Source organism: Variovorax paradoxus (assembly GCF_000834655.1).
Classification (GTDB): Bacteria; Pseudomonadota; Gammaproteobacteria; order Burkholderiales; family Burkholderiaceae_C; genus Variovorax; species Variovorax paradoxus_F.
Map to the genome: position 1 here is coordinate 50,474 of NZ_JXQQ01000023.1, position 26,691 is coordinate 77,164.

Annotated in this window: 24 protein-coding genes; 4 read left to right on the forward strand and 20 right to left on the reverse strand. The window is 68.6% G+C overall.

Features of this window, described 5'->3' with window-relative positions; translation table 11 throughout:
* Positions 1 to 163: 163 nt before the first annotated feature.
* The 8 genes from RT97_RS10935 to RT97_RS10970 form a co-directional block, all read right to left on the reverse strand.
* Positions 164 to 1,684: an AMP-binding protein gene (locus RT97_RS10935; RefSeq protein WP_052810620.1), complete on the reverse strand. Its 1,521-nt coding sequence runs from the start codon at positions 1,682 to 1,684 to the stop codon at positions 164 to 166.
* A 4-nt stretch (positions 1,685 to 1,688) separates the two neighbouring features.
* Positions 1,689 to 2,492, reverse strand: a complete 804-nt coding sequence (locus RT97_RS10940) for an ABC transporter ATP-binding protein (protein ID WP_253278206.1) — start codon at positions 2,490 to 2,492, stop codon at positions 1,689 to 1,691.
* Positions 2,493 to 2,502: 10 nt separating this feature from the next.
* Positions 2,503 to 3,738, reverse strand: coding sequence for an ABC transporter substrate-binding protein (locus RT97_RS10945; protein ID WP_042578803.1), 1,236 nt, complete (start codon positions 3,736 to 3,738; stop codon positions 2,503 to 2,505).
* Positions 3,739 to 3,826: 88 nt separating this feature from the next.
* Positions 3,827 to 4,876, reverse strand: coding sequence for a branched-chain amino acid ABC transporter permease (locus RT97_RS10950; protein ID WP_042578804.1), 1,050 nt, complete (start codon positions 4,874 to 4,876; stop codon positions 3,827 to 3,829).
* Positions 4,876 to 5,760, reverse strand: coding sequence for a branched-chain amino acid ABC transporter permease (locus RT97_RS10955; RefSeq protein WP_042578805.1), 885 nt, complete (start codon positions 5,758 to 5,760; stop codon positions 4,876 to 4,878). Before RT97_RS10955 ends, RT97_RS10950 begins: the two co-directional genes overlap by 1 nt.
* A complete protein-coding gene (locus tag RT97_RS10960) occupies positions 5,757 to 7,742 on the reverse strand; it encodes an AMP-dependent synthetase/ligase (protein WP_042578806.1) in 1,986 nt (661 codons plus the stop codon). Before RT97_RS10960 ends, RT97_RS10955 begins: the two co-directional genes overlap by 4 nt.
* Positions 7,739 to 8,521: an ABC transporter ATP-binding protein gene (locus tag RT97_RS10965; RefSeq protein ID WP_042578826.1), complete on the reverse strand. Its 783-nt coding sequence runs from the start codon at positions 8,519 to 8,521 to the stop codon at positions 7,739 to 7,741. Before RT97_RS10965 ends, RT97_RS10960 begins: the two co-directional genes overlap by 4 nt.
* A gap of 512 nt (positions 8,522 to 9,033) precedes the next feature.
* Positions 9,034 to 9,663, reverse strand: coding sequence for a flavin reductase family protein (locus RT97_RS10970; RefSeq protein ID WP_042578827.1), 630 nt, complete (start codon positions 9,661 to 9,663; stop codon positions 9,034 to 9,036).
* A 93-nt stretch (positions 9,664 to 9,756) separates the two neighbouring features.
* On the opposite strand from RT97_RS10970, the gene RT97_RS10975 reads away from it, so the two are divergent.
* Entirely contained in the window at positions 9,757 to 10,710 is a 954-nt protein-coding gene (locus RT97_RS10975; protein ID WP_052810621.1) for a class I SAM-dependent methyltransferase, read from the forward strand.
* An 18-nt stretch (positions 10,711 to 10,728) separates the two neighbouring features.
* Here the strand turns inward: RT97_RS10975 and RT97_RS10980 are convergent, their stop codons facing one another.
* Positions 10,729 to 12,018, reverse strand: a complete 1,290-nt coding sequence (locus RT97_RS10980; RefSeq protein WP_042578807.1) for an aminotransferase class V-fold PLP-dependent enzyme — start codon at positions 12,016 to 12,018, stop codon at positions 10,729 to 10,731.
* 4 nt (positions 12,019 to 12,022) lie between these two features.
* Positions 12,023 to 12,919 (reverse strand): transporter substrate-binding domain-containing protein, encoded by an 897-nt coding sequence (locus RT97_RS10985; protein ID WP_042578808.1) that lies wholly within the window; start codon positions 12,917 to 12,919, stop codon positions 12,023 to 12,025.
* A 142-nt stretch (positions 12,920 to 13,061) separates the two neighbouring features.
* Here RT97_RS10985 and RT97_RS10990 point away from each other — a divergent pair, with 142 nt between their 5' ends.
* Positions 13,062 to 13,982, forward strand: a complete 921-nt coding sequence (locus RT97_RS10990; RefSeq protein WP_042578809.1) for a LysR family transcriptional regulator — start codon at positions 13,062 to 13,064, stop codon at positions 13,980 to 13,982.
* A 34-nt stretch (positions 13,983 to 14,016) separates the two neighbouring features.
* Here the strand turns inward: RT97_RS10990 and RT97_RS10995 are convergent, their stop codons facing one another.
* The 9 genes from RT97_RS10995 to RT97_RS11035 all read right to left on the reverse strand — a co-directional run bounded on the left by RT97_RS10995 (position 14,017) and on the right by RT97_RS11035 (position 24,579).
* A complete protein-coding gene (locus RT97_RS10995) occupies positions 14,017 to 15,495 on the reverse strand; it encodes an N-acyl-D-amino-acid deacylase family protein (RefSeq protein WP_042578810.1) in 1,479 nt (492 codons plus the stop codon).
* On the reverse strand, positions 15,492 to 16,409 hold the full coding sequence (locus RT97_RS11000; protein ID WP_042578811.1) for a MurR/RpiR family transcriptional regulator: 918 nt from the start codon (positions 16,407 to 16,409) through the stop codon (positions 15,492 to 15,494). The genes RT97_RS10995 and RT97_RS11000 overlap by 4 nt, the downstream gene beginning before the upstream one ends.
* A gap of 13 nt (positions 16,410 to 16,422) precedes the next feature.
* Positions 16,423 to 17,745, reverse strand: a complete 1,323-nt coding sequence (locus tag RT97_RS11005) for an amino acid deaminase (protein WP_042578812.1) — start codon at positions 17,743 to 17,745, stop codon at positions 16,423 to 16,425.
* Positions 17,742 to 18,719: an ABC transporter ATP-binding protein gene (locus tag RT97_RS11010; protein ID WP_042578813.1), complete on the reverse strand. Its 978-nt coding sequence runs from the start codon at positions 18,717 to 18,719 to the stop codon at positions 17,742 to 17,744. Before RT97_RS11010 ends, RT97_RS11005 begins: the two co-directional genes overlap by 4 nt.
* A 157-nt stretch (positions 18,720 to 18,876) precedes the next feature.
* On the reverse strand, positions 18,877 to 19,914 hold the full coding sequence (locus RT97_RS11015) for an ABC transporter ATP-binding protein (protein ID WP_042578814.1): 1,038 nt from the start codon (positions 19,912 to 19,914) through the stop codon (positions 18,877 to 18,879).
* A complete protein-coding gene (locus RT97_RS11020; protein WP_042578815.1) occupies positions 19,914 to 20,753 on the reverse strand; it encodes an ABC transporter permease in 840 nt (279 codons plus the stop codon). The genes RT97_RS11015 and RT97_RS11020 overlap by 1 nt, the downstream gene beginning before the upstream one ends.
* Positions 20,754 to 20,756: 3 nt before the next feature.
* A complete protein-coding gene (locus RT97_RS11025) occupies positions 20,757 to 21,710 on the reverse strand; it encodes an ABC transporter permease (RefSeq protein ID WP_042578829.1) in 954 nt (317 codons plus the stop codon).
* Between the two features lie 8 nt (positions 21,711 to 21,718).
* Positions 21,719 to 22,975, reverse strand: coding sequence for a lactonase family protein (locus RT97_RS11030; RefSeq protein WP_042578816.1), 1,257 nt, complete (start codon positions 22,973 to 22,975; stop codon positions 21,719 to 21,721).
* Between the two features lie 20 nt (positions 22,976 to 22,995).
* Positions 22,996 to 24,579, reverse strand: coding sequence for an ABC transporter substrate-binding protein (locus RT97_RS11035; RefSeq protein ID WP_042578830.1), 1,584 nt, complete (start codon positions 24,577 to 24,579; stop codon positions 22,996 to 22,998).
* Between the two features lie 192 nt (positions 24,580 to 24,771).
* On the opposite strand from RT97_RS11035, the gene RT97_RS11040 reads away from it, so the two are divergent.
* Complete coding sequence (locus tag RT97_RS11040; protein WP_042578817.1) at positions 24,772 to 25,158, forward strand: RidA family protein; 387 nt, start codon at positions 24,772 to 24,774, stop codon at positions 25,156 to 25,158.
* A gap of 15 nt (positions 25,159 to 25,173) precedes the next feature.
* Here the strand turns inward: RT97_RS11040 and RT97_RS11045 are convergent, their stop codons facing one another.
* Complete coding sequence (locus RT97_RS11045; RefSeq protein WP_042578831.1) at positions 25,174 to 25,764, reverse strand: ATP-dependent Clp protease proteolytic subunit; 591 nt, start codon at positions 25,762 to 25,764, stop codon at positions 25,174 to 25,176.
* A gap of 54 nt (positions 25,765 to 25,818) precedes the next feature.
* Between RT97_RS11045 and RT97_RS11050 the strand changes: the two genes are divergently transcribed.
* The gene (locus RT97_RS11050) at positions 25,819 to 26,616 is read left to right on the forward strand and encodes a sigma-70 family RNA polymerase sigma factor (protein ID WP_080898257.1); all 798 of its coding nucleotides are present in this window, start codon (positions 25,819 to 25,821) and stop codon (positions 26,614 to 26,616) included.
* The last annotated feature ends 75 nt before the right edge of the window (positions 26,617 to 26,691 follow it).

The window sequence follows — 26,691 nt, forward strand, 5'->3', positions numbered from 1 at the left end:
TGCGGCCTTCCACCCAGGATTTTTGAAGCGGGCCATGCACTCCAGCAATTGCCAAACCTGCGTCCGCGATGACCGAACGCCCCGAATCACGGGGGTACTTCCACCTACACGATCGCTCGCCGCAAACAGCCCAGCGCCTTTTCACGCGAACGAAGCGGGCCGATCAGCGTGTGGACGACGGCGCATCCCGCACCGTCCTGTCGATCGGAAAAGGCACGAAGGCGATCGACTGCGGCCGCTTGTAGCGCGCAAGCCGCTGTGCGACGAAGTCGACCAGGTCGTCCTGGGTCGCGACCGCGCCCGGCTTCAGCGCGACGGCCGCGTGGACGGCCTCGCCCCACCGTTCGTCGGGCAGGCCGAACACGAAGGCCTCGGCCACCTCCGGGTGTGCCAGCAATGCTTTTTCCACCTCGGCGGGATACACGTTCTCGCCGCCCGTCTTGATGAGCTGCTTGTGGGGCGCGCGCCCTTCGAACCACAGCCAGCCGTCTTCATCGAGCCGGCCGAGGTCGCCGGTGCGGTGCCAGGGGTCGGCCGGCGTGAAGGGGCCCTGCGTCTCCGCGTTCCAGTAGCCCAGGAACACCGTGGGGCCGCTCACGGCGATCTCTCCCTGCACGCCCACGGCCAGCGGTTGCCCGGCCGCATCCTGCACACGAAGCTGCGATGGCGCGACCGCGCGACCGGCGGCGCCGGGACGCTCGCGCTGCAGGCCCAGGCACACCATGCTCGACACCTCGGCCTGGCCATAGGCCGACCAGAAGCCGGCCGCAGGGCACATCAGGGCCAGGCGTTCCAGCGTGGCCGGCGGCTCCAGCCCCATGCAGATGCGCAGGCTGGCCAGCGCGGTGCAGGCGGTGCCTGTGTCGGCCGCCTCGAGGATGGCGCCGAGCATGGGCGCGAATGTGGCGCACACCGTCAGGCGATGCCGCTGCACCGCCGCCACCGCCGAGGCCGCATCGAAGCGCGGCAACAGCGCGCATGCGCCGCCGGCCTCCAGCAGCGCCAGCGCCAGGCCGATGCCGGCCGCATGGAACAGCGGCAGCACGCCCAGCCAGCGGTCGTCCGGCCCGAGCGACCACACGCGGCCCGTTTGCCGAGCCGATGCAGCCAGGTGCGACTGCGCCAGCAGCGCCCCACGCGCGCGCCCGTCCACCGCGGCGGTGTACAGCATCGCCACGCCGAGTTCGGGCGCATCCTGCCGCGGCACCGCGGCGGCGTTCGAGGGTCCGGCGAATGCGATCGATGGCCATGACGCGGCGTCGAGATCCACCGTTCGCACCTGGGGCATGCCATCGGGCCAGGCCGCCTGCCACAAGGGCGCGCAAGCGGCATCCACCACCGCGAGCACCGGCACGGCATCGGCCGACTGCCCGGCGATCTCGTCCGGTGCAAGCCGAAGATTGAGCGGCACGAGGATCGCGCCGAGCCACGCCACGGCCCCTAGCAGCACCAGCACCTCGATGCGATTGCCGGCCACCAGCACCACGCGATCGCCTCGCGCGATGCCCAGCGCCGCGAGCGCCGCCGCTTGCCGCTGCACCGCTTCGTACAGCGCGGCATGGGTGCAGATGCCGTCCTCGACGATCACCGCTGCACGGTCGGCGTGGGCACCGGCATTGCGGGCGAGCAGCTCGACCAGGGTGGACGCGACGGGCGTCGCCTCGATGCCGTTCATGTCCGCCATCGCTTCATCCCAGCCAGCGCTTGCGCCGGCGGTAGTGCTTGACTTCCCGGTAGTTGCGGCGCTCGCCGCTCGCCTGCCGGCCCAGGTAGAACTCCTGGATGTCTTCGTTGGCCCGAAGTTCGGCAGCGGTGCCTTCCAGCACCACGCGGCCGTTTTCCAGGATGTAGCCGTGGTCTGCGATCTCCAGGGCGGCCTGCGCGTGCTGCTCCACGATCAGCAGCGACATGCCCTCGCCGCGCAGCCTGCCCAGCAGGTCGAAGATCTCGCGAACCATCAGCGGCGCGAGGCCCAGCGACGGCTCGTCGATCATCAGCAGCCTGGGTCGCGCCATCATCGCGCGACCGATCAGCAGCAGTTGCTGCTCGCCGCCCGAGAGGTAGCCCGAGGTGCGGGTGCGAAGCTCGGCCAGGCGCGGGATGAATCCGTAGACGCGCTCCAGTCCCTGCTTCACGTCCGAGGCCCGCGCGAGCCGGTGCCCGCCCACGACCAGGTTCTGCTCGGTCGTCATGTGGCGCAGCACCTTGCGCCCCTCGACCACGTGCACCACGCCCTGCGCCACCATGTGCCCGGCGGAGGCGCCTGTGACGTCCTCGCCCAGCATGCGCACCTGCCCCGACGACACGCGGCCCTCCTCCACGGCGAGCATGCCGGAGATGGTTTTCAGCGTGGTGCTCTTGCCCGCCCCGTTGGGTCCGAGCAGCACGGTGCAGCCGCCCGTGGCCACCTCCAGCGCGATCCCCTTCAACGACAGGATCACGTCGGCGTAGAGCACCTCGACGTTGTTCAGCGCGATCAGCGGTTGCGACACGGCGTGCCCCTCACCACTTGGAGAGCCTGGGCACCGGCACGCCCCTGGCCACGGTGACCAGCTTGCCGCCCACCACCTGGCCGATGTTCACGCGCGGGTCCTTGGTCGGGAACGGCGCCTCCACCGAGAAGTCGATCTCGCCGCCGCCGGTGAAGCCGAAGAAATCCTTGGCCGGGAAGTCGACGTCGATCAGCGTGTTGTAGAGGATCTCGCCGGTCAGCTTGTCGCCGCCGTGCTTTCTTGCGGCGGCCTCCACGGCGCGCACCATGACCAGCGTCTGGTTCAGGCCGATCGAGGTGATCGAGTGCCACGGCGCCTTCAGGCCGTACTTGGCCACCAACATGTCGTAGAAGCGCTTGGACTCGGTGTCCTCGTCGGTGGCGATCACGCCGGCATGCACTTCGTAGTCGCCGTCCATGGCGCCCATGCTGCCGACCAGCTTCTGCAGCATCGCGGGCGAATTCTGGATGCTGTAGGCGATCGGCACGTTCTTGCCCAGCGCCTGCATCGCGCGCTTCACCGCCACCGCCTGCTGGATGTTGGTGGGCACCAGCACCAGCTCGGCGCCGGCGTTGAGCACGCGGCGCAGCTGCAGCGTCACGTCGGCCGGCTGGGGTTCCACGTAGACCATCTCGACGACATTCACGATGCCCGGATTGGCCTTGGCATAGGCCAGGACGCCCTTGCCCATGTCGGCGAAGGTGGGCGAGGCCTCGGTGGTGAACATCGCGACCTTCACCGCCCGCGAGCCGCCGGCCTTGTTCTTCTGGAACCATTCCAGGAAACCGGCGACCTCGTGCACGAAGGTCGGGCGCGTGGCCAGCACCCACTGGTTGGGCCGCCACTGGAAGCCCGTTGCGGCCGAGCCCAGGATCATGGGCACCTTGTCGGTGGGCAGGCGCTGCTGCAGCGCCGAGGTGTCGGGGCCGCCGAGCGACAGGCCGATCACGGGCTTGGTCGCCAGCACGCCGGGCCACAGGCTCGCGGTCTGCGCGGTGTCGTAGCGGGTGTCGTAGGTCTTGAGTTCGAGCTTGACCCCCAGCCTGGCGCCGTTCTCGGCGTTCCACCAGGCGACAACGCCTTCGCGCGCCGGTCCGATCATCGGCATGATCGCTGCGAACGGCCCGGAGTAGTCCGACAGCGCGGGGATCTGGTAGACGGTCTGCGCCGCGGCAGGCGCGAGCGCCGATGCGAACAGGCCGGCCGCGGCGGCGGCGCGTGCCGCCCAACTCTTGATGGATGTCATGTGTGTCTCTCGTGTGGAATGGATCGACGGTGGATCGCCATCTGCATGGTGTTTCCGTCCGTCGTGAAGGAAGCCGCCCCGATGGCGGTCAGTACGGAAATGGCCAGAGCCGGTAGGCCTTCTTCGAGAGCTCGATGCGGTGCATCACGCCCTTGGGCTCGAAGAGCAGGAACAGGATGATCACGGTGCCCAGCAGCACGTTCATGGCGGCGAAGACGAAGTCCTGTCCCACCGCGGGCACCCACTGCACGAAGCTCGGGCCCAGGCTGGTGACGCCCTCGCGGGCCAGCTGGATCATCACCGTGCCGATCAGCGCACCGACGATGGAGCCCAGGCCGCCGACGATCATCATGGCGATCATCCAGATGGCGTTGAACAGCGTGAACTGCTCCACCGACACGTGCCGCAGCGCCACCACCCACAAGCCGCCCGCCACGCCGGCGTAGAACGCGCTCACCAGAAAGGCGCGCGCCTTCGTCGCCGCCACGGGAATGCCCATCATCCCCGCCGCCACGTCGTCGTCGCGGACCGCCTCGAAGCTGCGGCCATGGCGCGAGCGCACGATGCCGAATGCGCCGACGGTCATGACCGCCAGCACCGCCAGCGAGAACCAGTAGATCGCGCGGTCGTTGTCCAGCGACACGCCGAACACCGAGGCCGACGCCACGTGCAGGCCGCCTGCGCCGCCCAGCCACCCCTGCGGAAGGTTCAGCACCAGGAAATGGAACAGCGCCTGCGCCGCGATGGTGGTGAGCGCCAGGTAGAAGCCCTTGATGCGCGCCGCCGTGAGCCCGAACATCACGCCGAAGACCGCTGCACCGGCGCCGCCGACGAGCAGCGCCGCGAGCGCGTTCCAGCCGGCCATCATGGCCAGCGCCGCACCGTAGGCGCCCACACCCATGAAGGCCGACTGGCCCAGGTTGATCTGCCCCGCGTAGCCGGTGCAGATCTGCAGCCCGATCACCGCCACCGCCGTGATGAACGTGGTGTAGCCGATGCTCACCCAGCGCTCGGAGGCCCAATAGGGCAGCGTCGCCAGGGCAAGAACGAGCAGCAGCAGGCAGACACGCTGCGCACGGGTTCGCACCAGGGAGCGATCGCCGGCGTGGGTCGTGAAGAAGATTCCGGACGGGTCCATCACACACGCTCCACATGACGCCAGCCGAACAGGCCGGTGGGACGCACCAGCAGGATCAGCAGCATGAAAACAAAAGGCACGATGGAAGAAGCCGAGCCGCCGATCGCCGGATCGACGTACGCCGCCACGAGCGCCTGCACGATGCCCACGATGGCGCCCGCCAGGATCAGGCCCCCGATGGATTCGAGCCCCGCGAGCAGCGCCACCGGCAAGGCGGCGAGCGCGACGTCGGCCGTCTGCACCGTGAGCGAGCGGCCGCTGAGCAGCACGATCGCCCCCGCGGTGGCGATGACCGAGCCCATCATCCAGGCCAGCGTCACGGCGCGCTTGACCGAGATGCCGAGCGAGACCGCGGTGTTGGGTTCTTCGGCCACTGCGGTGAGCGTGAGCCCCGCGCGGGTGCGGTTGAAGAACCACGACAGCCCCACCGTGGCGAACAGCGTGAGCACGGCCCCGATGACCAGCGACGAAGGAAAGATCATGTCGCCCACGATCAGCGGCGCAGGCGGCAGCAGCACGGGGAACTGGCGGTCGGCCGCGCCCCACGCCACCAGCACGATGCCGCGGATCAGGATCACCAGGCCGATGGTCACCATCACCATCGAGAACACCGACTCGCCCACCAGCCGCTCGAAGAACAGCCGCTCGATGAGCCAGCCGTAGACCAAAGCGCACACGAAGGCCAGCGGTATGCCCAGCCAGGGCGAGAGGTTCGCGCCGAGCGTGAGCGTCCACACGGCGTAGGCGCCGAGCATCATGAGCTCGCCCTGCGCGAAGTTGAACACCTTGCTGGCACGGTAGATGACCATGAAGCCCAGCGCGAGCAGCGCATAGACCTGGCCTTGAAGGAACCCGTTCAACAGGTAGTTGAGGAAATCGATCATGGGTTCCTGTCTCCATTTCTTTCGCGGGCGTCGATGCGGCCGGTGGCCACCTCGGCGCGCAGCAGGCCCGCGCGACCGTCCTGGTAGCGCACGGGAATTTCGATGGCGGTGCTGGGCTGGTCCGCGTACATCGCCTCGATGAGCGCGCCGTAGCGCTGCTCGATGAAGTCGCGCTTGAGCTTGCGGGTGCGGGTGAGCTCACCCTCGTCGGCATCCAGCTCCTTGGGCAGGTTCACGAAGCGCCGCAGGCGCGCCTCTTCGGGCAGCGCCTGGTTGACGCGGCCGATTTCCCTGGCCACCTGCGCCAGCACCTCGGGCCGCTGCGACAAGTCGGTGAAGGTGGTGAACGACACGCCGTTGCGCTCCGCCCAGCGGCCGAACACGTCGCCGTCGATGTTGACCAGCGCGGCGACGTGCTCGCGCGTGGCGTCGCCCACCACCATCACCTCGCGGATGTAGGGAGAGAAGCGCAGGCGCACCTCGATGAACTGCTTGGAGTAGAGGTGGCCGCCCTGCAGGCGGCTCATGTGCTCCAGCCGGTCGTAGTAGATGAGCTCGTTGCCGCTGGGCCCCTGGCCCACGGCGTCGCCGGTCTGGAACCAGCCGTCGTTCAGCTTGCCGGCGCTTTGCTCGGGCTTGCCCCAGTACCCGGAGAAGCCGGTGCCCCCGCGAACCTCCAGCGCGCCGCCCTCGGCCATTCGCCATTGCATGGGCTCGCCCCAGGCGCTGCCCATGCCCACGGTCTCTCCGATCGTCTCGGCGTTGACGCGCGCGCCCTGGTGCACGGAGATGAGGCCGAACTCGCTGCAGCCGTACACGTTGCGCAGCATCACGCCCATCGATGCGAACAGCCGGAAGATGTCCGGCGCCACGGCCGCGCCGCCGGTGAATGCGATGCGCGCGCGCTTGAGGCCGAGTTGCTCGCGCAGCGGGCGCAGCACCAGCGCATCGGCCAGCGGCAACAGGGCGCGCACCCACCATGCCCGGGTCGTGGTGTCCAGCTGCTCCGCGCGGGCGAGGCGCCCGATGCGCAAGCCCCAGTCCACCACCTTCTGCCGCCACGCCGGGGCATCCAGCATCCGCGCATGCACGCGCGCGGCCAGGCTTTCCCATTGACGGGGACCGAAGAAGACCATGTCGCAGGCCAACTCGCGGATCGCCTCCTGGATCTGGTCCGGCTTCTCGGCAAAGTTCACCCGCAGCGGGCGCATGAGGCCCAGGGTCACGCCCACCCATTGCTCGGTGGACCACGAGAGCGGGATATAGGAGAGATATTCGCCGCCCTCGGGCACCTGCATCGTGTTGCCGATCAGCTGCGCGTTGTGCATCAGCGAGGCATGCGTGGTGATCACCCCCTTGGGTGCGCCGGTGGTGCCCGAGGTGTACGAGAGCACCGCGATGTCGATGCTGCGGCCCTCGGCCACCGCCTGCGCGAACCACCGTTCGTCCGCAAGCCGCTGCGCGTCGGTCGACGCGGCCCGGTGCGCCGTGGCCTTGAGCGCGTCCCAACCCAGCAGGCCCGGCTGTTCGTACGACCAGAGGCCGCCCGACTCCCACCACACCACGCTGTGCAGGCCCTCGTGCCGGGCCTTGACGGGCAGCACCTTGTCCACCTGCTCCTGGTCCTCCGCGAACACGCACACCGCCTTCGCGTCGCTCACCACGTAGTCGAGCTCGGCCTCGGTCGCATCGGGATACAGCGCGACGACCTTGGCACCGACCGCCATCGCGGCCCATTCGGCCCAATAGAGCTCGGGGCGGTTCTCGCCGAGCAGCAGCACGGTCTGCCCGCGCCGCACGCCGCGCTCGCGCAGGCCGAGCGCCAGGGCGCGCACCTCGTCGCGCACACCGGCCCAGCTGAACTCTTTCCAGACGCCTTCGCACTTGTGGCGCTGCGCCACTTCGTCCGGGCGCGTGGCCGCGTTGTGCACCAGCCATTGAGGCAGGGTCTGGGGCTTGCCCGATTCCACCGCCGCGCTCATGCGTGCGCTCCCAGGTAGGCCGAGATGACGTGCTCGTCCTGCTGCACGGCGGCGGGCGTGGCGTCGGCGATCTTGCGGCCGAAGTTCAGCACGATCACGCGGTCCGCGATGTCCATCACCACGCCCATGTCGTGCTCCACCAGCACCACCGGGATCTGCCGCGATTCGCGGATGTCCAGGATGAACCGCGCGAGGTCCTCCTTCTCCTCGGTGTTCATGCCGGCCATGGGCTCGTCCAGCAGCAGCATGCGTGGCTCCATCGCCAGCGCGCGGCCCAGGTCGACGCGCTTGCGAATGCCGTAGCCCAGCGTTCCCACCGGGTGGTGCCGCAGATGCTCCAGCTCCAGGAAGCTCAGGATGCCCTCGGCCACCGTGCGATGGGCGAGCTCTTCGCGATGGGTGAACGGGTAGTAGATGAATGCCTGCGTCAGCGTGCTCTTCATGTGCATGAAGCGCCCGGCCAGGATGTTGTCGAGCACGCTCATGTGCGGCAGCAGGTGCGTGCCCTGGAAGGTGCGCGCCAGGCCCGCCTTGGCGACCCGATGCACCGGCCAGCGACCGATGTCCTCGCCTTCGAAAGAGACCGAGCCCTTGCTCGGCCGGTAGAAGCCCGAGAGCACATTCAGCAGCGAGCTCTTGCCGGCCCCGTTGGGACCGATGAGTGCGACCAGTTCCTGGCGCCCGATGTCCACCGAGATTTCCGACAGCGCGGTGACGCCGCCGAACTTCAGCGTCAGGTCGCGCGCTGCCAGCATGGGCGCGCCCGCAGCCTCAGTCATGGCGACGCATCCCGCCGCAGGGAACGACCGCGCCGAGAGCCCGGTGCCCGCGGCCGCTCGTGCCATGCATGCGCGCATCGCGCCGTGCCTTATCGAAGGATCTGGCCGCCGTCCGCGGACACGGACCGCGGGCCTCGAGTGGGGTGCGCGGCATGACGCCGGCTCCGACGACGTAGACGTCTTGCTTCACGAACGGTCCTTTGTACGAGCGGGCAACGGACCCGCGAAATTTCTTCGGATGACGGCGCGGATGCTAGGCGGGCAGGCACTGCCGAGCGATAGCCGAACGTCTTACGAAACTGACCAAAGACCTCAAAACAACCAAACCTCGGGTAAACACTGCGGGGCGGTCGCAGAGCCTCTTTCGCGAGCGCCGGCATGCGGCGCGGCCGCGCGCGCCCGAGCGGCATCGCGCCGCGCGCCGGTTGCGGCAGCGCACGATGCTCGTGAGCAATGGACCCGCGTGCGCCGGGGCGGCGTACGCGGTGTGGACGATTCCCGAACCCGGGGTGCTAGCGCTGCAAAGGCGGCAGCGGCCGCGCATCCACCGCCTCGCCATCGACGATGAAATGCCCGCCCGCCACATGGTGCAGCGTGCGCAGCTCGTCGTGGCCGGTGAAGTTCCAGCGGCCGTTCGCGAACACGCGCGCATCGGCCTGCGCGGCGATCACCTCGCCGAGGAAGAGGTCGTAGCGCTCCTGGATCGGCGGCTCGGGCAGCAGCCGGCATTCGAGCCAGGCCGCGCAGCCTTCGAGCAGCGGCGCACCGGTCGCGGTGCCGGCGAAAGTCTCGAGGCCGTATGCGGCGAACTTGTCGCGCCCCGAGGCCTCGACGATCTCGCGGCCCGAACTGCTGCCCAGCGCCTCGGTCAGGTCGAGCTGCGCACGCGTGGGCACCTGCAGCGCGAAGGTGCCCGCGCCTTCGAGCAGCACGCGCGTCCAGGTGCTCTTGTCGACCACCACGGCCACCTTGGGCGGATCGAAATCGAGCGGCATCGCCCACGCGGCCGCCATGATGTTGCGCTGCCCGCCGTGCGCGGCGCTCACCAGCACGGTGGGGCCGTGGTTGAGCAGGCGGTAGGCCTTGGCGAGCGGGACGGGGCGGCGATGCGCAGACGAGGACGAGGGCGAGGAAGCGTTCATGAAGTCGTCGGAAAATGAAGCGAGAACCGGGGCGGTGACGGCAAGCGTCGCACAAAGCCCGCCCTCCGTCATCCTTTGCCCGGAGCACCCTTCATGGAATCCTCGAAAGCCAGCCAGACCGCCCTCGTCACCTCGCTGATGCGGTCGATTCATTCGCGCTGCGATCCCGCGCCGCTGCTGGACGACCCATGGGGCGACCGCCTGGTGCCGGAGTCGGTGCAGGCGGGCCTGCGCGAGCGGGCGCTCGCCCGGCTGGCCACCGGGCAGCGCGCCGGGGCTGCGCCGGCCGAGTTGCTGGACGCCGCGATGCGCGCGAACGCGGCCTATCCCGGCGTCATCCTGCGAAGCCGCTACACCGAAGACATGCTGGAGGCCGCGGTCGCGCGCGGCATCACCCAGTACGTGCTCATCGGCGCGGGCTTCGACAGTTTCATTTGCCGCCGCCCGGCGTGGGCCGAAGGGCTGCAGGTGTACGAGGTGGACCACCCCGCGACGCAGCAGCTGAAGCGCGAGCGCCTGCGGCACTGCGGCGTTGCCGAATCCGGCGACGTGCATTTCGTGGCGGCGGACCTGTCCGAGGAGACGCTGCAGTCGGCCCTTGCGCGCTCGTCCTTCGATCCGGCGCAACCCACCTTCTTCTCGTGGCTCGGCGTTACCGTGTACCTCACGCGCGAAGCCAACCTTGCGACGCTGCGCGCCATCGCCTCGGTTGCGCCGGCGGGGAGCGAACTGGTCTTCACCTACATCGACGAAGCGGCGCTGCAACCCGGCCATGCGGGCACCGAGGGGTTCCGCAAGCTGCGCAGCGATGTGTCTGCCGTCGGCGAGGCTTTTCTCTCGGGCTTCGATCCGGCGACGCTCGATGCGCTGCTGCTGGAGACCGGCCTGATGCTGACGGAGGACCTGGACGGCGAGGAGACCGTGGCCCGGTACGACGCGGCGGGCGTCAACGGCCTGCAGCGGGCCGGCGCGGGACACATCGCCCACGCACGCGTGGCTGCGCGTGTGGGTACGCGCGCGGTCAGCGCAGCGCCGCCTGTCGCCTGACCTTGCCCGGCTGCACGGCTACAGCGATGCGATCTCCTGCGTGACCCGCAGGAACTTCTCCATGTCCGCCATCGAGTGGCAGTGCAGCGGCGAGACGCGCACCGTGCCCGCGAGCCCGAAGGACTCCAGCATCCGCTTCGAGTAGATGCTGGTCGCCACGCGCTCGTACACCGTGACGCCGCGCTTGCCGTACTCCACCACCGCCTGCGTGCAGTCGATGCGGTCGAAGCCGATGCCCAGGATCAGGTCGCGCCTGGTCAAGTCTTCGTGGTCGAGAAACACTTCCACGCCCCGCATCTCGCGCAGGCCGGTCGCGTTGCCGGTGCCGTCGAGCAGCGCGGCGAGCAGCGCACGCTCGTGCAGCTCGATGCGGCCGATGCCTTTGACGAACAGAGCGCGGCGCTCCGCGGCGTCGGTGAACTGGCCGCCGATCCAGCAGACGTAGTCCACGATCTCGGTGAGCGCGGCGAACTGCCACGGCGCGGAGCTGCCCAGGTCCCAGAAGTCCGGCTTCTTGCCTGCGAGCTTGTGGTGCGGCAGCACGGCTGCGCGCCCGGACACCCACGAGAGCCCCGAGCCGCGGCAGCCGAAGAACTTGTAGGGCGCGAGGTTGATGCCGTCCACCGGCGTCTTCTCCAGGTCGATGAGGCCGTGCGGCGCATGCTGCACCGCGTCCACCAGGATGTAGAGGTCGGGCTTGATGGCGCGCGCGCGGCGCACGATCTCGGCCATGTCGAGCTTGGCGCCGGAGATGTTCGAGGCGTAGATCACGTTCAGGAGGCAGGTGTCCTTGTCCACCAGACGCACGATCTCCTCGACATCGACGCCGCCCGTCACCGGGTTGCTCTTCGCCACGCGCAGCTCGCGGCCGAGCCGGCCCGCGTAGAGGCTCATCGCATCGAATGCCGAGGGGTGCTCCAGCACCGTCGTGACCATGTTCGTGCCCGGTACGTTCTCGGCCACCGCGCGCACCATGTCGAACATGGCGCCCGAGGCTGTGAGCGAGGCGTAGACGCTCCCGCCCTTGGCATTGAGGATCGTGCGCAGGTCGTCGGCGGCCTTCGCCTGGATCTGCTGCAGCTCGACCGCGGTCGCGTGGATGCGCTCGGCGTTGTCGGGAATCGCATCGACCGCGGCGAACCGCTCGGCCGCGGCCTTCAGGCGGAACGAGCCGCCGGCGTTGTCGAAGTACAGGCGCTCGCGGCCGTGGTGGTCACGGTCGACCAGCAGGAAGCGCGCCTTCACCTCGCGCATCAGCGCATCGGAGAACGCGAGGCCGCGGGGGTGGTTTTCGATTGCGGTCGCCATGTGCTCAGACGCCCTTGTTGTTCGGGTTCTTGTAGATGTCGCGCACCGCGTCGGACATCGGGAAATTCAGGTTCACGTTCTTCGGCGGAATCGGCGACATGAACCACTTGGCGTAGAGCTGGTCGATGGCGCCCGACTTCATGAGGCCGGCGACCGTTTCGTCGACCAGCGCCTTGAACTGCGGATCGTCCTTGCGCAGCATGATCCCGTAGGGCTCCTGGCGCAGCGACTCCTTCAGGAGCTTGTAGTCGCCCGGGCTGGTGGCGCTGGCGATCATGCCGGCGAGCTGCACGTCGTCCAGCACGTAGGCGTCGGCGCGGCCGGTCGAGAGCAGCAGGAAGCCGTCGGAGGTGTCCTTGCCCGCGATCTCGTTGACTTCGATCGTGCCGCTCTTGCGCGCGCCGCGCAGCAACTGGATCGAGGTGCTGCCCGAGACGGTGGCCACGTTCTTGCCGTTCAGGTCGGCCAGCGCGTTGATGCCCGCGCTCTTGCGCACCGCGGCGGTGATGTTGGTCACGAAGTGGCTCGGCGCGAAGTCGACCTGCGCTTGGCGCTGCGTGGTGTTGGTGGTGGTCGCGCAGTCGAGGTCGACCGTGCCGTTCTGCAGGAGCGGAATGCGGTTGGTCGAATTGAGCATCGTGTAGCGCACTTCGATCTTCGAGAGGCCCAGCTTGGCCTTCACCGCATCGACGATCTTCAGGCAGATGTCGTTGGTGAAGCCGATGGGTGCGCTTTCGGCGCTGAGCTTGTAGGAAAACGGGATCTGGCTGTCGCGCGCGCCGATCTGGATCGTGCCGCTCTCCTTGATCTTCTGCAGGGTGCCGCCGTCCTGCGCGCTGGCTGCGCCGCAGGTGAAGGCGAGGGTGAGTCCCAGGGCGAGAGGCAGCTTGAAGAAGTCCATGGCGTGTGTTCCTTGGTTGGCGGTGACGGGGGCTGGGCGAATCTTCTGCGCCTCGATGAATTTCTAAAAGCGATTTTTTGTGATCGAATTGCATGAACAAAAGCGTTCTATCGATCCGTTCTCAGGGGAGCCCCGCACCGTGATGACCTTCAAGCAACTCGAGGCCCTCTACTGGATCGGCCAGCTCGGCGGCTTCGCGCAGGCCGCGAACCAGCTGCACACATCCCAGTCGGCCGTCTCCAAGCGGGTGCACGAGCTGGAACTGCTGTTCGACACCGAACTCTTCGACCGCAGCCAGCGCACCGCGCGCCTTACCGAAAAGGGCGAGGAGATGTTCGTGCTCGCCAAGCGCCTGCTGGAGCAGCGCGATGCCGCGGTCGAGCAGTTCGGCAAGCCCGGCGTGGTGGAACGCCGCATCCGCATCGGCGTGACCGAGCTCACGGCGATGACGTGGCTGCCGCGGCTGGTCGGGCTGATCCAGCAGCACTACCCCAAGGTGATCCTGGAGCCCGACGTGGACGACAGCCTGCAGCTGCGCGACAAGCTCCTGGTCGATGCGCTCGACGTGGTCATCGTGCCCGACACCTTCGCCGACTCGCGCATGCAGAGCAAGGTCATCGGCAAGGTCAAGAGCGCGTGGATGTGCAAGCCCGGCGTAGTGCCCACGACAGGCACCGTGCGCCTGCACGACCTCGCGCGGCACCGCATGCTGGTGCAGGGCAACAACTCGGGCACCGGCCGCGCCTACGACGCGTGGATGAAGGACCAGGGCGTGCAGCCTTCCAACGTCATCACGGTGAGCAACCTCGTGGCGCTCACCGGCCTCACCGTGTCGGGGCTGGGCGTGAGCTACCTGCCGCGCGAATGCCTCGCGCCGCTGGTGGCGGCCGGCATGCTCGCGGTGATCGAGGTCACGCCGCCGCTGCCGGTGGTGCGCTACGTGGCGATGCACAAGGGCGAGCACCGCAGCGCGCTCACCTCGTCGATCGTGATGCTGGCGCAGGAATGCTGCGACTTCACGCGCATGTTCCAGGCGCAGGCGCAAGACGAAGCGGCTTCCTAGGGCGCAGGTGTGCGCGAGAGGCGTCTTCCTGGCGCTAGCTGGCGCGCGTGAGCATCCGCCCCGCGCGCGCGAGCACCTTCGCTTCCCCCTCGCCGCCGCGGTACGCCAGCACGCCGTTCACGAACACGCGCTCGACGCCTTCGCTCACGCCGTGCGGCTTGTCGTAGGTGGCGGTGTCGGCGATGGTCTCGGGGTCGAACACCACCACGTCGGCCATCGTGCCGACGCGCAGCAGCCCACGATCGGCAATGCGCAGGTTGCGCGCGGTCATGCCGGTCATCTTGTGCACGGCCTGCTCCAGCGTGAACAGGCGCCGCTGGCGCCAGTAGCGCGCGAACACGCGAGGGAACGCGCCCCACAGCCGCGGATGCGGATGGCGGTCGTGCGGCAGGCCATCGCTGCCGATCATCGTGAGCGGATGCGAGATGACGCGCTCCACGTCTTCTTCCTGCATCTGGAAATAGCAGGCGCCGCCGGGCTTCAGGCGCAGGCACGCCTCCTGCTCGGTGGTGCCCCATTCGCGCGCGATGTCGGAAACCAGGCGCCCGGTCATTTCCGGGTGCGGGTCGGACCAGGTCAGCAGCACGTCGATGACGCCGTCCACCAGGTCTTCGCGCAGCACGGTGGAGCCGGCCACGTAGGGGTACACGTCCATCGCGATCTGCTGGCGCTGCGCCAGCGATTCGATGAGCGGCAGCGTCTCTTTCGTGCGGCCCCAGTTCGCGGGGCCGGCGCACTTGTGGTGCGAGATGACCAGCGGCACGCCGGCGTCGAAGGCCGAGTCGCCGGCCTCGTGCAGCGCCTCGATGATCTGCTGCATCTCGCTGCGCAGGTGCGTGGCATAAACGCCGCCGTGGCGTGCCACCACGCGCGCGAGCGCGGTCACTTCCTCGGCCGGTGCGGCGAAGGCTTCTTCGTAGAACAGGCCCGACGACATGCCGTGCGCGCCGTCGGCCATGCAGCCATCGAGCAGCGCTTCCATGCGCGCGAGCTCGTCGCCGCTCGCAGGCCGGTCGAGCGCCTGCATCGTCGCGAAGCGCAGCGTGGTGTGGCCGACCAGCGCAGCCACGTTGAGCGCGGGCTGCGTCGCATCGACGGCGGCGCGGTATTCGGCCATGGTCGCGTGCCTGAACGAATCGGCGCCCAGCAGCGTGAGCGGCGGTTTCGACTGCGGTGTGCGGTACGGCGCGAGCGAGATGCCGCAGTTGCCCGTCACCACGGTGGTGATGCCCTGCGACACCTTGGGCAGGCACAGCGGATCGCGCAGCACGATCGCATCGTCGTGCGTGTGCGCGTCGATGAAACCCGGTGCGATCACCTTGGCGCGGCAATCGACGATGTCGAGGTCGGCCACGCTCAAGCCTTCGGGCAGCCGTCCCCGCAGGCCTTCGCCGAGCGCGACGATGCGGTCGCCCTGCAGCAGCACGTCGCCGGGCCACGAGGGTCCGCCCGAACCGTCGACCACGAGGCCGGCTTCGAGCAATACGGCTTTCACGGCTTTGGGGTCGCTCACGATGCGCGCCCTCCTTTTTCGTCGTTGATGCCGCCGCCGTCCCAGCTCTGCAGCGGGTGCGTGGTGGCGTCGATGCCATGGCGCTGGAAGGCTTCGCGGGCGCGCTGCAGGCGCTGCACGGCCGGCTCGCCCCGGCGTTGCGCGACCAGCACCGTGAGGATCTCGATGGCCGTGAGGTGCGTGAGGTAGGCGTCGATGCCCACGTGCATCACCGCGTCGTCGGGCACCGAGAGCCCCAGCAGGAAGTCGGCCTTCGCCGCGAGCGCCGTGCCGGGCCGCGTGAGCGCGACCACCTTGGCGCCCTGCCCGCGCGCGATGTCCACGGCGTCGAGCAGCGAAGGCATGCCGCCCACGTGCGAGATCGCGATGACCACGCCGCCCGGCCGCTGCGCCGCGCCGGCCACCTGCTGCAGGTGGTAGTCGGCCCATGCATTCGCCGAAAGACCGAGGCGGAAAAGCCGCGCCTGCAAATCGTTGGCCATGAACCACGAGGTGGCGCCCGCGCCGTACAGGTCCACATGCGGCGCCGCCGCGATGGCGGCCACGGCGCCGTCGAGCACCTGCATGTCGAGCTGGCCGCGCACGCCCGAGACCGAGGCCGCCGCGCTGCGCGCGATCTTGCCGACCACTTCGTCGGCCGCGTCCTCGATGTTGACGCGGCGGTGCAGCGGCGAACCGCCGAGCGCGAGCTCCTGCGCGAGCGCGAGCTTGAATTCGCGCAGGCCCGCGAAGCCCAGGTCCCGGCAGGTGCGCATGATGGTGGGCACCGAACTGCGCGAGCGCTCGGCCAGTTGCTCGAAGCTCTCTTCGAGCACCCGGTCGGGGTCTTCCAGGATCAGGTCGAGAATCGCGCGCCGCGTCGCCGGGGCGCTGCTGCGGATCTGCGCGATCTTCTGAAGCAGGGAGGGGGTCATCGGTGAAAGCGGCTCAGAAATGCATCGCGACGGCGTCGCTCACGCGGTAGTCGTTCTCGACGATCGGCATCCAGTGCCATTTGTCGAAAGTGGTGCAGGGGTGCGAGATGCCCAGGCCGACACGGTCGCCGACCTTCGGCGCATCCGTTTCCTCGCTGGCTTCCCAGCGCAGGTACGCGTGCTGGTCGTTCAGCGCGGTGATCTTCCAGCCGGCGGGCACGGCCTGCGCCTCGAGCGCGCCGCGTGCCGCGCGCGCAATGGGGACGGGCATCGAGAGGTCGAAGGAGATGTCGCGCTTGCCCACCGCAAGAATCGCCAGGCCCGGCTCGGGGCGCGATTGCACCGTGGCCCACACCTCCATCGCGGGGCGCAGGCTCTCGCCGCAATCGCAGCCCAGGCGCTCGTCGACCGCGCTGACCATGCGCTTGTAGAAGCCATGGTCGTGCGTGACGTAGCAGCCCGAGCGCAGCAGGCCCCGCACCGGCGAACCCAGCGCAGGCTTCAGGCGGCCGGCCACGAGATCGAAGATCGCCGAGCCGCCGGCCGAGACCAGCACCTCGTCGGCTTCGAAGAGCTTGTGCGTATCGCAGTGGCGCGCAATCGCTTCCACGCGGTCCATCAGCGTGTTGGCGTACGCAGTGTCGGGCTCGCTCACGCCGGTGGCGCCCTGCCCTTCGTAGGTCTCGATGCCGACGAGCTTGGCGGCTTCGCTTGCGCGCAGGCGCGTGGCGAGCGTCACGGCTTCTTCATGCGTGCGGCAACCGGTGCGCGCGCCTTCGACGCCGATCTCGATCATCACTTCGAATGGCACGCTCGCGGGATGGCGCCTGGTCCAGTCCTCGATGAGGCCGAGCTGCGCGAGCGAATCGACCAGGAACACGATGCGCAGGCCCGACGTCGCGCGCAGCAGCAGCTGGATGCCCGCCAGGTCTTCGTCGCTCACCACCTGGTTGGCGATGAGCGTGCGGCGCGCGCCGGCGGCCACGCCCACTGCGAGCTGCGTGACGGTGGCGAAGGTCAGGCCCCACGCGCCCGCATCCAGCTGGCGCTGGAAGAGCTGCGGCGACATGCTGGTCTTGCCGTGCGGCGCGAGGTCGATGCCCCACTCGCGCACGCGCGACTGCATCCATGCGAGGTTGTGCTCCAGCGCCTCGCGCTTGAGCATCGCGAGCGGCAGCGGCAGGTCGCCGGCCAGCACGTTCCAGCCGGCGGCGCCGACCTCGCTGCGCAGGCGCGGCGGCTGGGTGCGCGGGTAGCCCTTGAAGCTGCTGCCCAGCAGCGGGTCGGTGAAGTTGGTGGTGGCGGTGGTGGCGGCGGTGTCGGTCATGGTCGTCATGCGGCGATGTTGGAGAGCAGTTCCTTGCGGATGCAGGCGCTGTAGTGTCCGGTGGAAATCTCGTCGAGCGGCGGCACGGTCTGCGCGCAGGCCTCGATGGCGTGCGGGCAGCGCGTGCGGAACACGCAGCCCGAGGGCGGCGAGATGGGGCTGGGGATGTCGCCCTTGAGCGCGATGCGCTCGGTGGCGAGCGTCGGGTCTGGCTTCGGGCTCGCGGCCAGCAGCGCCTGGGTATAGGGGTGCGCGGGGCGCGCGAAGAGCTCGTCGGTCTCGGCCACCTCCATCACCTTGCCCAGGTACAGCACCACCACGCGGTCGCACAGGTACTCGACCACGTCCAGGTCGTGCGAGATGAAGAGCATCGTCAGGCCCAGGCGTTCGCGCAGGTCGGCCAAGAGGTTGATGACCTGCGACTGGATCGACACGTCCAGCGCCGACAGCGGCTCGTCCGCCACGATGAATTCGGGCTCCACCGCGAGCGCGCGCGCCACGCCGATGCGCTGGCGCTGCCCGCCCGAGAACTCGTGCGGAAAGCGGCTCGCATGCTCGGCGCGCAGGCCCACGGTTTCGAGCAGCTCGGCGATGCGCTTGTCGCGCGCCGCAGCGCCCTTGTGCAGGCCGTGCGTGGAGAGCGCCTCCCCGAGGATCGCGCTGATGCGCATCTTCGGGTTCAGGCTCGCGTACGGGTCCTGGAAGATGATCTGCAGCTTGCTGCGCAGCTTGCGCATGCGCTCGCCCGAAAGCGCGCCGATGTCGTCGCCGCGGTAGAACACCTGGCCCTCGGTGCGCTCGACCAGCCGCAGCACGGTGCGCCCGATGGTGCTCTTGCCCGAGCCCGATTCGCCGACCAGGCCCAGCGTTTCGCCGGGCTGGATCGCGAAGGACACGTCGTCGACCGCGCGCACGGGGCGGTCGCTGCTGCCGAAGTATTTCTTGAGTCCGCGGACTTCGATGAGGGGAGCTGCGGTGGTCATCGTAGGTAGTGGGTATGGGCTCCCTCCCCTTCCGGGGGAGGGTTGGGGTGGGGGCACGTCGGCACTGGATGAAGCACTGCGCCGAACGATCGCCGCTTGCCCCCATCCCCGCCTTCCCCCGGAAGGGGAAGGAGCAACACGACAGCCAGTGCGCTTCTCATGCGACTCTCGCGAGTTGGGCATCGGGCTGCACGCGAATGCAGCGCGCCTGGCGGCCCTGACGGATGTCGATCAGCGGCGGCATCGCCGCGCTGCACTCCGCAAGCGCCAGGTCGCACCGCGGCTCGAAAGCGCAGCCGGGCGGCGGCGCGAGCGGGCTGGACACCTGCCCGCGGATCGCGAACAGGCGCTTGGGCTTGGGTTGCCCCGGCAGGCGCGCCTTGCCCGGCAGGCACGCCAGGAGGCCTTGCGTGTACGGATGCTCGGGCTGCGCGAAGAGCGGCCGCACGGGCGCGCTCTCGACCACGCGGCCCGCGTACAGCACCACCACGTCGTCGGCATGGTGCGCGACCACGCCCAGGTTGTGGGTGATGAAGAGGATGCTCATGCCCGTCTCGGCCTGCAGCCGGCGCATGAGCTCCAGGATCTGCGCCTGGATCGTCACATCCAGCGCCGTCGTGGGCTCGTCGGCGATCAGCAGCGTCGGGTCGCAGGCCATCGCGAGCGCGATCATCACGCGCTGGCGCATGCCGCCCGAGAGCTGGTGCGGGTACTCGTGGATGCGCTGTGCCGCAGCCGGAATCTCCACCAGCTCCAGCATGCGCAGCGCATGCGCGAGCGCGGCCTTGCGATCCAGGCCCTTGTGCAGCCGCACGCTCTCGGCGATCTGCTCGCCGATGGTGAAGACCGGGTTCAGGCTGGTCATCGGCTCCTGGAAGATCATCGACAGCTGGTTGCCGCGCAGCGACCGCATCTCGGTCTCGCCGATCTGCAGCAGGTCGAGCGTCTTGCCTTCGCGGGTGACGAACGACGCCGAACCGCTGACCTGCGCGTTCGCGGTCTTGGGCAAGAGACGCATCAGCGTGAGGCTGGTGACCGACTTGCCCGAGCCCGATTCGCCGACCAGCGCGGTGGTCTTGCCCGGCTGTATGGAGAAACTCACATCGGCCACCGAGCGGATCAGGCCGTCTTCGGTGGGAAAGCTGGTGCTCAGGTTGCTGACCTTGAGACGTGGTGTGTTCGTGGGGTTGGTCATCACGAGGTCTTCTTCAGCTTGGGGTCGAGCAGGTCGCGCACGCCGTCGCCGAGCAGTTGAAGCGAGAGCGCGGTGAAGATGATCGCCAGGCCCGGGAACAGCACCACCCAGAAGGCCTGGTGCGCGTACTGCTGGCTGCCCGCGACCATGGTGCCCCAGGTCGGGATCTCGGGCGGCACGCCGACGCCGAGGAACGAGAGCCCTGCCTCGGCCAGGATGGCGTAGGCGAAGATGAACGACACCTGCACGAGGATCGGCGACATCAGGTTCGGCAATATGTGCCGCCACAGGATGCGCGAGGTGCGCACGCCCAGCGCGCGCACGGCTTCGACGAAGAGCAGCTCCCGCACCACCAGCGTGGAAGCCCGCACCACCCGCGCCACGCGCGGCGTGTACACCAGCACCAGCGCGAGCACGGTGTTCATGAGCGACGGCCCGAGGATCGCCACCAGCGCAATGGCCAGGAGGATGTCGGGGAAGGACATCATCGCGTCGACCACGCGCATGAGCGGCGTGTCCAGCCGGCGGAAGAAGCCGGCCATGAGGCCCAGCACCGTGCCGGCGATGACCGAGCCCAGCGCGGTGAGCGCCGCGATGGCCAGCGAATAGCGCGCGCCGTGCACGATGCGCGAATAGACGTCGCGGCCCAGTTCGTCGGTGCCCAGCAGGTGCGCGGCGCTCGGCGCCTTCAGGCGGTCGAGCACCGCGGTGTCGTTGGGGTCGATGGAGGCGAACAACGGCGCGCCGATCGCCATGATCGCGATCACCAGCAGCACCAGCGCGGAGACCATCACGATGCGGCGGTGCATCAGTTGGCGGAGCATTCTTGGCATCTGCACGGCTCAGACCTTCACGCGAGGATCGACCACTGCATACAGCAGGTCGATCGAGAAATTGATGAGCACGTAGATCGCGGCGATCACGAGCAGCGCACCTTGAATGACGGGGTAGTCGCGGCGCAGCACCGCACTCACCACGAGGTTGCCGACGCCCGGCAGGCCGAACACCGTCTCTGTGATGACCGCGCCGCCGATCATCAGCGCGACCGTGAGGCCGATCACCGTGACGATGGGCACCAGCGCATTGCGCAGCGCGTGCTTGAGCACCACCTTGCCTTCGGAGAGGCCCTTGGAACGCGCGGTGCGCACATAGTCTTCACCGAGCACGTCGAGCATCGAGGCACGCGTGAAGCGGATGATGAGCGCCGAATTCAGGAGGCCCAGCACCGCGGCCGGCAGCACCAGCGAATGCAGCCGCTCGGACAGCGCCGCATCGGGCGCGCCGTAGCCCGACACCGGGAACCACCCGAACGAGACCGCGAAGATCTGGATCAGCACGATGCCCAGCCAGAAGCTCGGAATGCTCGCGCCGAGCATCGCGACGCCGGTGAAGAGCTGGTCGACCATGCGCCCGCGGAACACCGCCGAGACGATGCCGCAGGGCACGCCGATCAGCGCCGCGATGGCCACGGCCATGAGGGCGAGCAGCGTGGTGGGTTCGGCACGCTCCCACAGCGCCTGCGTCACCGGGCGCTGCAGAAAGATCGAGGTGCCGAGGTTGCCCTGCAGCACTTCGCGCAGCCAATAGCCGAACTGCACGGGCAGCGGTTTGTCCAGGCCGTATTCCTTCTGCACGCGCGCGATGTCGGCGGCCGTGGCCTGGTCGCCCAGCAGCACCGAGACCGGATCGCCCGATGCGGCGCGCGTGAGCACGAAGACCAGCACCGCCACGATGGCGAGCACCACGAGCATGCCGCCCGCGCGGGAGGCGATGTAGCGAAGCGAAGCGCTTTTCATCTTCATCCTCAGGACGAGAACTCGATGGCCGCTGCGCTGCCGACGGCCACGTACTGGCCGGTGAACTGGATGTCGCCCTTCTTCACCCGGAAGACCGTGACGTTGTCGCCCTGCTTGTTGTGGCACACGTAGAGGAACTTGCCGCTCGGATCGAGCGTGCAGCTGCGCGGGTAGTTGCCGCGCGACCACTCTTCGCGCACGAGCGTGGGGGCGCCGGTGCGGGCATCGACCTTGAAGAGCGAGATCGAATCGTGCAGGCGGTTGAGCGACACGAAGTGCTGGCCGTCCGGCAGCATGCGGATGCCCGAGGCGTAGCTGGTGCCCTTGAAGCCCTGCGGCAGCGCAGAGGTTTCGCTCACCAGCGTGAGCACGCCGGTCGCGCCGTCGTAGCGCATGAAGGCGATGGTCGAGGCCTCTTCGTTCACGAGGTAGAGCCACTTGCCGTTCGGGTGGAAGACGAAGTGGCGCGCGCCCGAGCTCTCCGACACGGCGACCGTGCTCGGCTGGCTCAGCACGCCGGTCTTGCGGTCGAAGCGGTACGAGATCACGCGGTCCAGGCCCAGGTCTGCGACCAGCACGAAGTTGCCGGTCGGATCGCTGTGCACCATGTGCGCATGCGGGCCGTCGTGGTCGCTCGTGGCGAAGCCTTCGTGCGAACGGGCCGCGGCCGGCACCACGTCGGCGCCCGGCTTGCAGGGCGTGGCGCCGCAGGCGGCCGCGTCCTTGTAGACGACGGCGGCGACATCCGAATCGAAGCCGCCGTCGGTGCGCAGCGCGATCACGCTGACGTCGCCGCTCGCGTAGTTGGCGGTGAAGAGAAAGCGGCCGTCCGGATGCACGCTGACGTATGCCGGGTCCTTGCCGCCGCAAGCCATCTCGGCCACGAACGACAGCGCCCCATCGGCACCGATGCGAAAGGCCGAGACCGAGCCGGCCTCGAACTCGTTGGCCGCATAGAGCATCGGCAGCTTCGGGTGCCGCGCGAGCGATGCGGGGTTGCGCAGCTTGGCATCGCTGCCCGCGCTGGCCACGGCGGGCGGTGCGCCGGGAATGGGCTTGAGCGCGCCCGTCGCGCCGTCCACCACGAACTGGTGGACGCCGAGGCCACGCCCGCCGCGCCAGGGCTTGCCGCCGTCGCTGTAGGTGCCGACGTAGGCGTACACGGGCCCGGTGTTGGCGGCCTGTGCGGTGGAGGTCGTGAGACCCAGGGCTCCGAGGCCGGAGGCCAGTGCGCTGGCTTGCAGGAGTTGGCGACGCGATGGCATGGCGGATGTCCTTTGCGGCCTTACTTGATCTTCGCGTTCCAGAAGAACGGCCAGGTCGCGGGCTGGTAGTTGTCCAGCGCCGGGCTCTTGGCCGAGAGGCCGTTGAACTTGCCGACGTTGATGTACGGCACCTCCTCGTAGACGACCTGCTGCACCTTGCCCCACAGCGCGCCGCGCTTTGTCGGGTCGCTCTCGACGTTGAAGGCCTGCAGCGCCGACTTCTTGGCGGGCGTGTCCCACCAGCCGGGGGCCCCGTCGCCCAGCTGCGGCGGCGAGAGCATCGGCTCGGGGAACTGGCCCGAGTGGGTCACGTAGATGTCCCAGAGCTTCGAATCGTTGCGGCGCTGCACCAGCGTGGCCCAGTCGACCACGTTGAGGTCGACCTTGAAACCGGCGCGCTTGAGTTGCTCGGCCATCAGCAGCGACATGTTGTAGTGGAAGTCGTACTGGCGGCTGGTCAGCACGCGGATCGGGTCGCCCTTGTAGCCGGCCTTGGCCGCGAGGTCCTTGGCCTTGGCGGCGTTGCGCTGGTTGTACTGGTCGCCGCCGGCGGTCGAATAGAACGGCGAGCCCTTGGGGAAATGATTGGCTTCGGCCACGAAGAAGCGCGTGTCGCCGAAGCCGGCGGCGAGCATCTCCCCTTCGCCGAGCGCGGTCTGGATGGCCTGGCGCACCGGCTGGCTCGCGGCCACGCCTTCCTTGGTATTGAGCACGAGGTACGGGAAGCCGAACGACGGCGTCATGATCGGCACGGTCTTGCCGCCCGACTTCTCCAGGCGCGGCAGCGCTTCCACCGGCAGCAGGTCGGCAAAGTCGTACTGGCCGGCGAGCGCGCCTTCGACACGCGTGCTGGCGTTGGGCACGGGCACGAAGCGCAGCTCTTCGATCGCTGCTTCGCGCTTGCCGCCGTAGCCGCTCGCGGGTTCCTTGCGCGCGGCGTACTTGTCGAAGCGGGTGAGCAGCACGAACTGGTCGGGGCGGCGCTCCTTGAACTTGTAGGGGCCGGTGCCCACGAAGTCCTTCAGCGGCGAGGCGATCGAGTCCTTGGCCATGATCGCGGCCATGCCGCTCGGGAGCGCCAGCTGAGAGAGCAGCGGCGCATACGGCGCCTTCAGCACGATCTCCACACCCAGCGGGCCCTTGGCCTTGAGCGTCTCGATTTCCTTGCCCACGGCCTTGCCGCGCGGCGACTGGTCCATCCAGCGCTGCAGGCTCGCCACCACATCGTCGGCGTTGAGCTCGCGGCCGTTATGCAGCATCACGCCCTTTCGCAGGGTGATGGCGTAGGTCTTGCCGTCGGCGGAGATCTTGGGCATCGTTTCGGCCAGCATCGGCACCACGTTCCACTTGGCGTCGAAGGTGTAGAGCGTCTCGTACACGTGCTGCATGATGGTTCCGACCAGGTCGGCGGTCGATGCCATCGGGTCGAGCGTCTGCGGCTCGGCCACCATCGCGAGCGTGGCGAAGTTGCGCGGCCCCTGGGCATGCGCCTGCTGGTGCGGCAGCGCGGCGCACAGCATCGCGAGCAGGGAGGCACCCAGCAGACTGCGCTTCGACAGCTTGGGCAGGCGCTGGACAAGACCGGCGTGGGCGGCGTGGGGCATGGAGAACTCCTTCATGGGGGTCGGGCAGGTTTGTGAAAGAAATTTTCTTTTCGGCCCGGACTTTGAAGCACTATCCATGCCAAATCATCCGTGTTAACCCTTGATCGAGGGTTATTCTGAAATAGATTTTCAGATTGGATCGATACTTGCGATCCCATTTCCTTTCATTCCACGCATCTCAGGAGTCCTCCCATGCCCCTCGAATACCTCGGCGCCCCGCCCGTCGCCTCGGACCGCCAGGCCCGCCCCTTCTCCCCGGCCGTGCGCGCGGGCGATTTCATCTACGTGTCGGGCCAGGTCCCCGCCAATGCCAATGGCGAGATCGTGGTGGGTGGCATCGAGGCGCAGACGCGCCAGGTGATGGAAAACCTGAAGAAGGTGCTCGCGCTGGCCGGCGCCACGCTGGACGACGTGTGCAAGAGCACCGTGTGGCTGCACGACGCGCGCGACTTTGGTGCCTTCAACCGCATCTACATGGGCTACTTCGGCGAGAACAAGCCCGCGCGCTCGACCACCGAGGCGCGCCTGATGGTCGACGCCAAGGTGGAAATCGACGTCGTCGCCTACAAGCCGAAGTAATCGCCCGACCGGGGGCTACTTCAGCTCGGTCTTGCGCTGGATGATCCGCGAGACCAGCCCGTACTCCACCGCCTCCTCCGCCGAGAGCCAGCGGTCGCGCTCGATGTCGGCCAGCACCACGTCGATGTGCTTGCCCGTTTCGCGCGCAATCTCGTGCGCGATGCGCTGGCGGGCCTTGATGATTTCCTGCGCCTGGATGGCGATGTCGGTCGCCTGACCGCCCGCCCCGCCGCTGGGCTGGTGGATCAGGAAGCGCGTGTTCGGCAGGCACACGCGGCGCTCGCGCGGGGCCGCCAGAAAGAGGTGCGTGGCGGCGCTGCCGACCCAGCCGGTGCCGATCATGTTCACCGGTGCGCTGATGAAACGCACGATGTCGTGGATCGCATCGCCCGACTCCAGGTGCCCGCCGGGCGAGCTCACGAGGATGTCGATGGGTTGCTGGTTGTCCGCGTCCAGCGCGATGAGCCGGCGCGTCACGTCGGCGGCCACCGCGTCGGTGATGCTGCCGAAGATCAACAGCGTGCGCGATTTGAACGCCTTCTCCTCCAGGTAGGAGTTGCGCGGCTCGGCCGTGGCCGCGGGCTTGGTGTCGTCGTCGGTTTCCATGATCAAGAAAAACTCCTGTGGTTGAACTGTCTTGACGAACAAGCCCACAGTTTCGTGACATTGCAGGCGCTGTGGCAAGCTGCGCCGATGCTCGATGAACGCTACCTGTCGCAATTGCCGGCGCATCGCAGCCGGCTGGTGCGTGCCGCGGCACGCCTCCTGGGCAACACGGCCGAAGCCGAAGACGTGGTGCAGGACACCTACCTGCGTGCCCTCGAGGAGGGCGACAGGCCCGCGCTCGACGCCGCGCAAGCGTGGCTGACCACCGTCATGCAGCACCTGGCCATCGACCGCTTGCGGCGGCGCAACTGGATGCAGCATTGGCTTCGGGATGCACAGGCGCTGGAGACCGCGCCCGAGGCCGCCTCCATCGAAGCCAACGCCGCACTGGCGCAAGAGGTCGAACAGGCCTTGCGTCTGCTCGCCGCGCGCGTCGGCCCCGCCGATGGCGCGGCGGTGCTGCTGCGCGAGGTGTTCGAAGCCAGCTTCAAGGAGATCGCGGCCGCCAGCGGCAAGACCGAGGCGGCATGCCGGCAGCAACTGCATCGCGCATTGCTGCGGCTGCGGCAGGACCCCGAGGACGCGGAAGGCAAAGACCCGGAAGCGGTGTTCCACATGTACCGGCAGGCGCTGCATGACTGCGATGCCCGAACGCTGTTCGCGATGCTGCGGCAGCCGCCGGCGCGTGCGCTTGCCATGTCGGCTGCAACGGCACCGAGGTCCGATGCACCGCGCGTGGTGTGCCAGGTGATGCAGATCGGCGGACAGCTCGGCTTGGTGCTGACCCTGGGTGGGAAGGTGCTGTGCGTGTTGCCGCTGGATGCGCGACGGGCCGAAGAAGCGTTGCATTAGCTCCTTGCCCCTCTGGGGGAAGGTTGGGATGGGGGCACGCGCGGCCTCGAAGGCTGCATGGCGTTCGACGCCGCC

What these genes read in the sequence shown, in the direction of transcription:
- RT97_RS10935 (WP_052810620.1), bottom strand. Translation starts at nt 1,684, where the DNA reads ATGGCGGACATGAACGGCATCGAGGCGACGCCCGTCGCGTCCACCCTG.
- RT97_RS10945 (WP_042578803.1), bottom strand. Translation starts at nt 3,738, where the DNA reads ATGACATCCATCAAGAGTTGGGCGGCACGCGCCGCCGCCGCGGCCGGC.
- RT97_RS10950 (WP_042578804.1), bottom strand. Translation starts at nt 4,876, where the DNA reads ATGGACCCGTCCGGAATCTTCTTCACGACCCACGCCGGCGATCGCTCC.
- RT97_RS10955 (WP_042578805.1), bottom strand. Translation starts at nt 5,760, where the DNA reads ATGATCGATTTCCTCAACTACCTGTTGAACGGGTTCCTTCAAGGCCAG.
- RT97_RS10960 (WP_042578806.1), bottom strand. Translation starts at nt 7,742, where the DNA reads ATGAGCGCGGCGGTGGAATCGGGCAAGCCCCAGACCCTGCCTCAATGG.
- RT97_RS10965 (WP_042578826.1), bottom strand. Translation starts at nt 8,521, where the DNA reads ATGACTGAGGCTGCGGGCGCGCCCATGCTGGCAGCGCGCGACCTGACG.
- RT97_RS10970 (WP_042578827.1), bottom strand. Translation starts at nt 9,663, where the DNA reads ATGAACGCTTCCTCGCCCTCGTCCTCGTCTGCGCATCGCCGCCCCGTC.
- RT97_RS10975 (WP_052810621.1), top strand. Translation starts at nt 9,757, where the DNA reads ATGGAATCCTCGAAAGCCAGCCAGACCGCCCTCGTCACCTCGCTGATG.
- RT97_RS10980 (WP_042578807.1), bottom strand. Translation starts at nt 12,018, where the DNA reads ATGGCGACCGCAATCGAAAACCACCCCCGCGGCCTCGCGTTCTCCGAT.
- RT97_RS10985 (WP_042578808.1), bottom strand. Translation starts at nt 12,919, where the DNA reads ATGGACTTCTTCAAGCTGCCTCTCGCCCTGGGACTCACCCTCGCCTTC.
- RT97_RS10990 (WP_042578809.1), top strand. Translation starts at nt 13,062, where the DNA reads ATGACCTTCAAGCAACTCGAGGCCCTCTACTGGATCGGCCAGCTCGGC.
- RT97_RS11000 (WP_042578811.1), bottom strand. Translation starts at nt 16,409, where the DNA reads ATGACCCCCTCCCTGCTTCAGAAGATCGCGCAGATCCGCAGCAGCGCC.
- RT97_RS11005 (WP_042578812.1), bottom strand. Translation starts at nt 17,745, where the DNA reads ATGACGACCATGACCGACACCGCCGCCACCACCGCCACCACCAACTTC.
- RT97_RS11010 (WP_042578813.1), bottom strand. Translation starts at nt 18,719, where the DNA reads ATGACCACCGCAGCTCCCCTCATCGAAGTCCGCGGACTCAAGAAATAC.
- RT97_RS11015 (WP_042578814.1), bottom strand. Translation starts at nt 19,914, where the DNA reads ATGACCAACCCCACGAACACACCACGTCTCAAGGTCAGCAACCTGAGC.
- RT97_RS11025 (WP_042578829.1), bottom strand. Translation starts at nt 21,710, where the DNA reads ATGAAAAGCGCTTCGCTTCGCTACATCGCCTCCCGCGCGGGCGGCATG.
- RT97_RS11030 (WP_042578816.1), bottom strand. Translation starts at nt 22,975, where the DNA reads ATGCCATCGCGTCGCCAACTCCTGCAAGCCAGCGCACTGGCCTCCGGC.
- RT97_RS11035 (WP_042578830.1), bottom strand. Translation starts at nt 24,579, where the DNA reads ATGCCCCACGCCGCCCACGCCGGTCTTGTCCAGCGCCTGCCCAAGCTG.
- RT97_RS11040 (WP_042578817.1), top strand. Translation starts at nt 24,772, where the DNA reads ATGCCCCTCGAATACCTCGGCGCCCCGCCCGTCGCCTCGGACCGCCAG.
- RT97_RS11045 (WP_042578831.1), bottom strand. Translation starts at nt 25,764, where the DNA reads ATGGAAACCGACGACGACACCAAGCCCGCGGCCACGGCCGAGCCGCGC.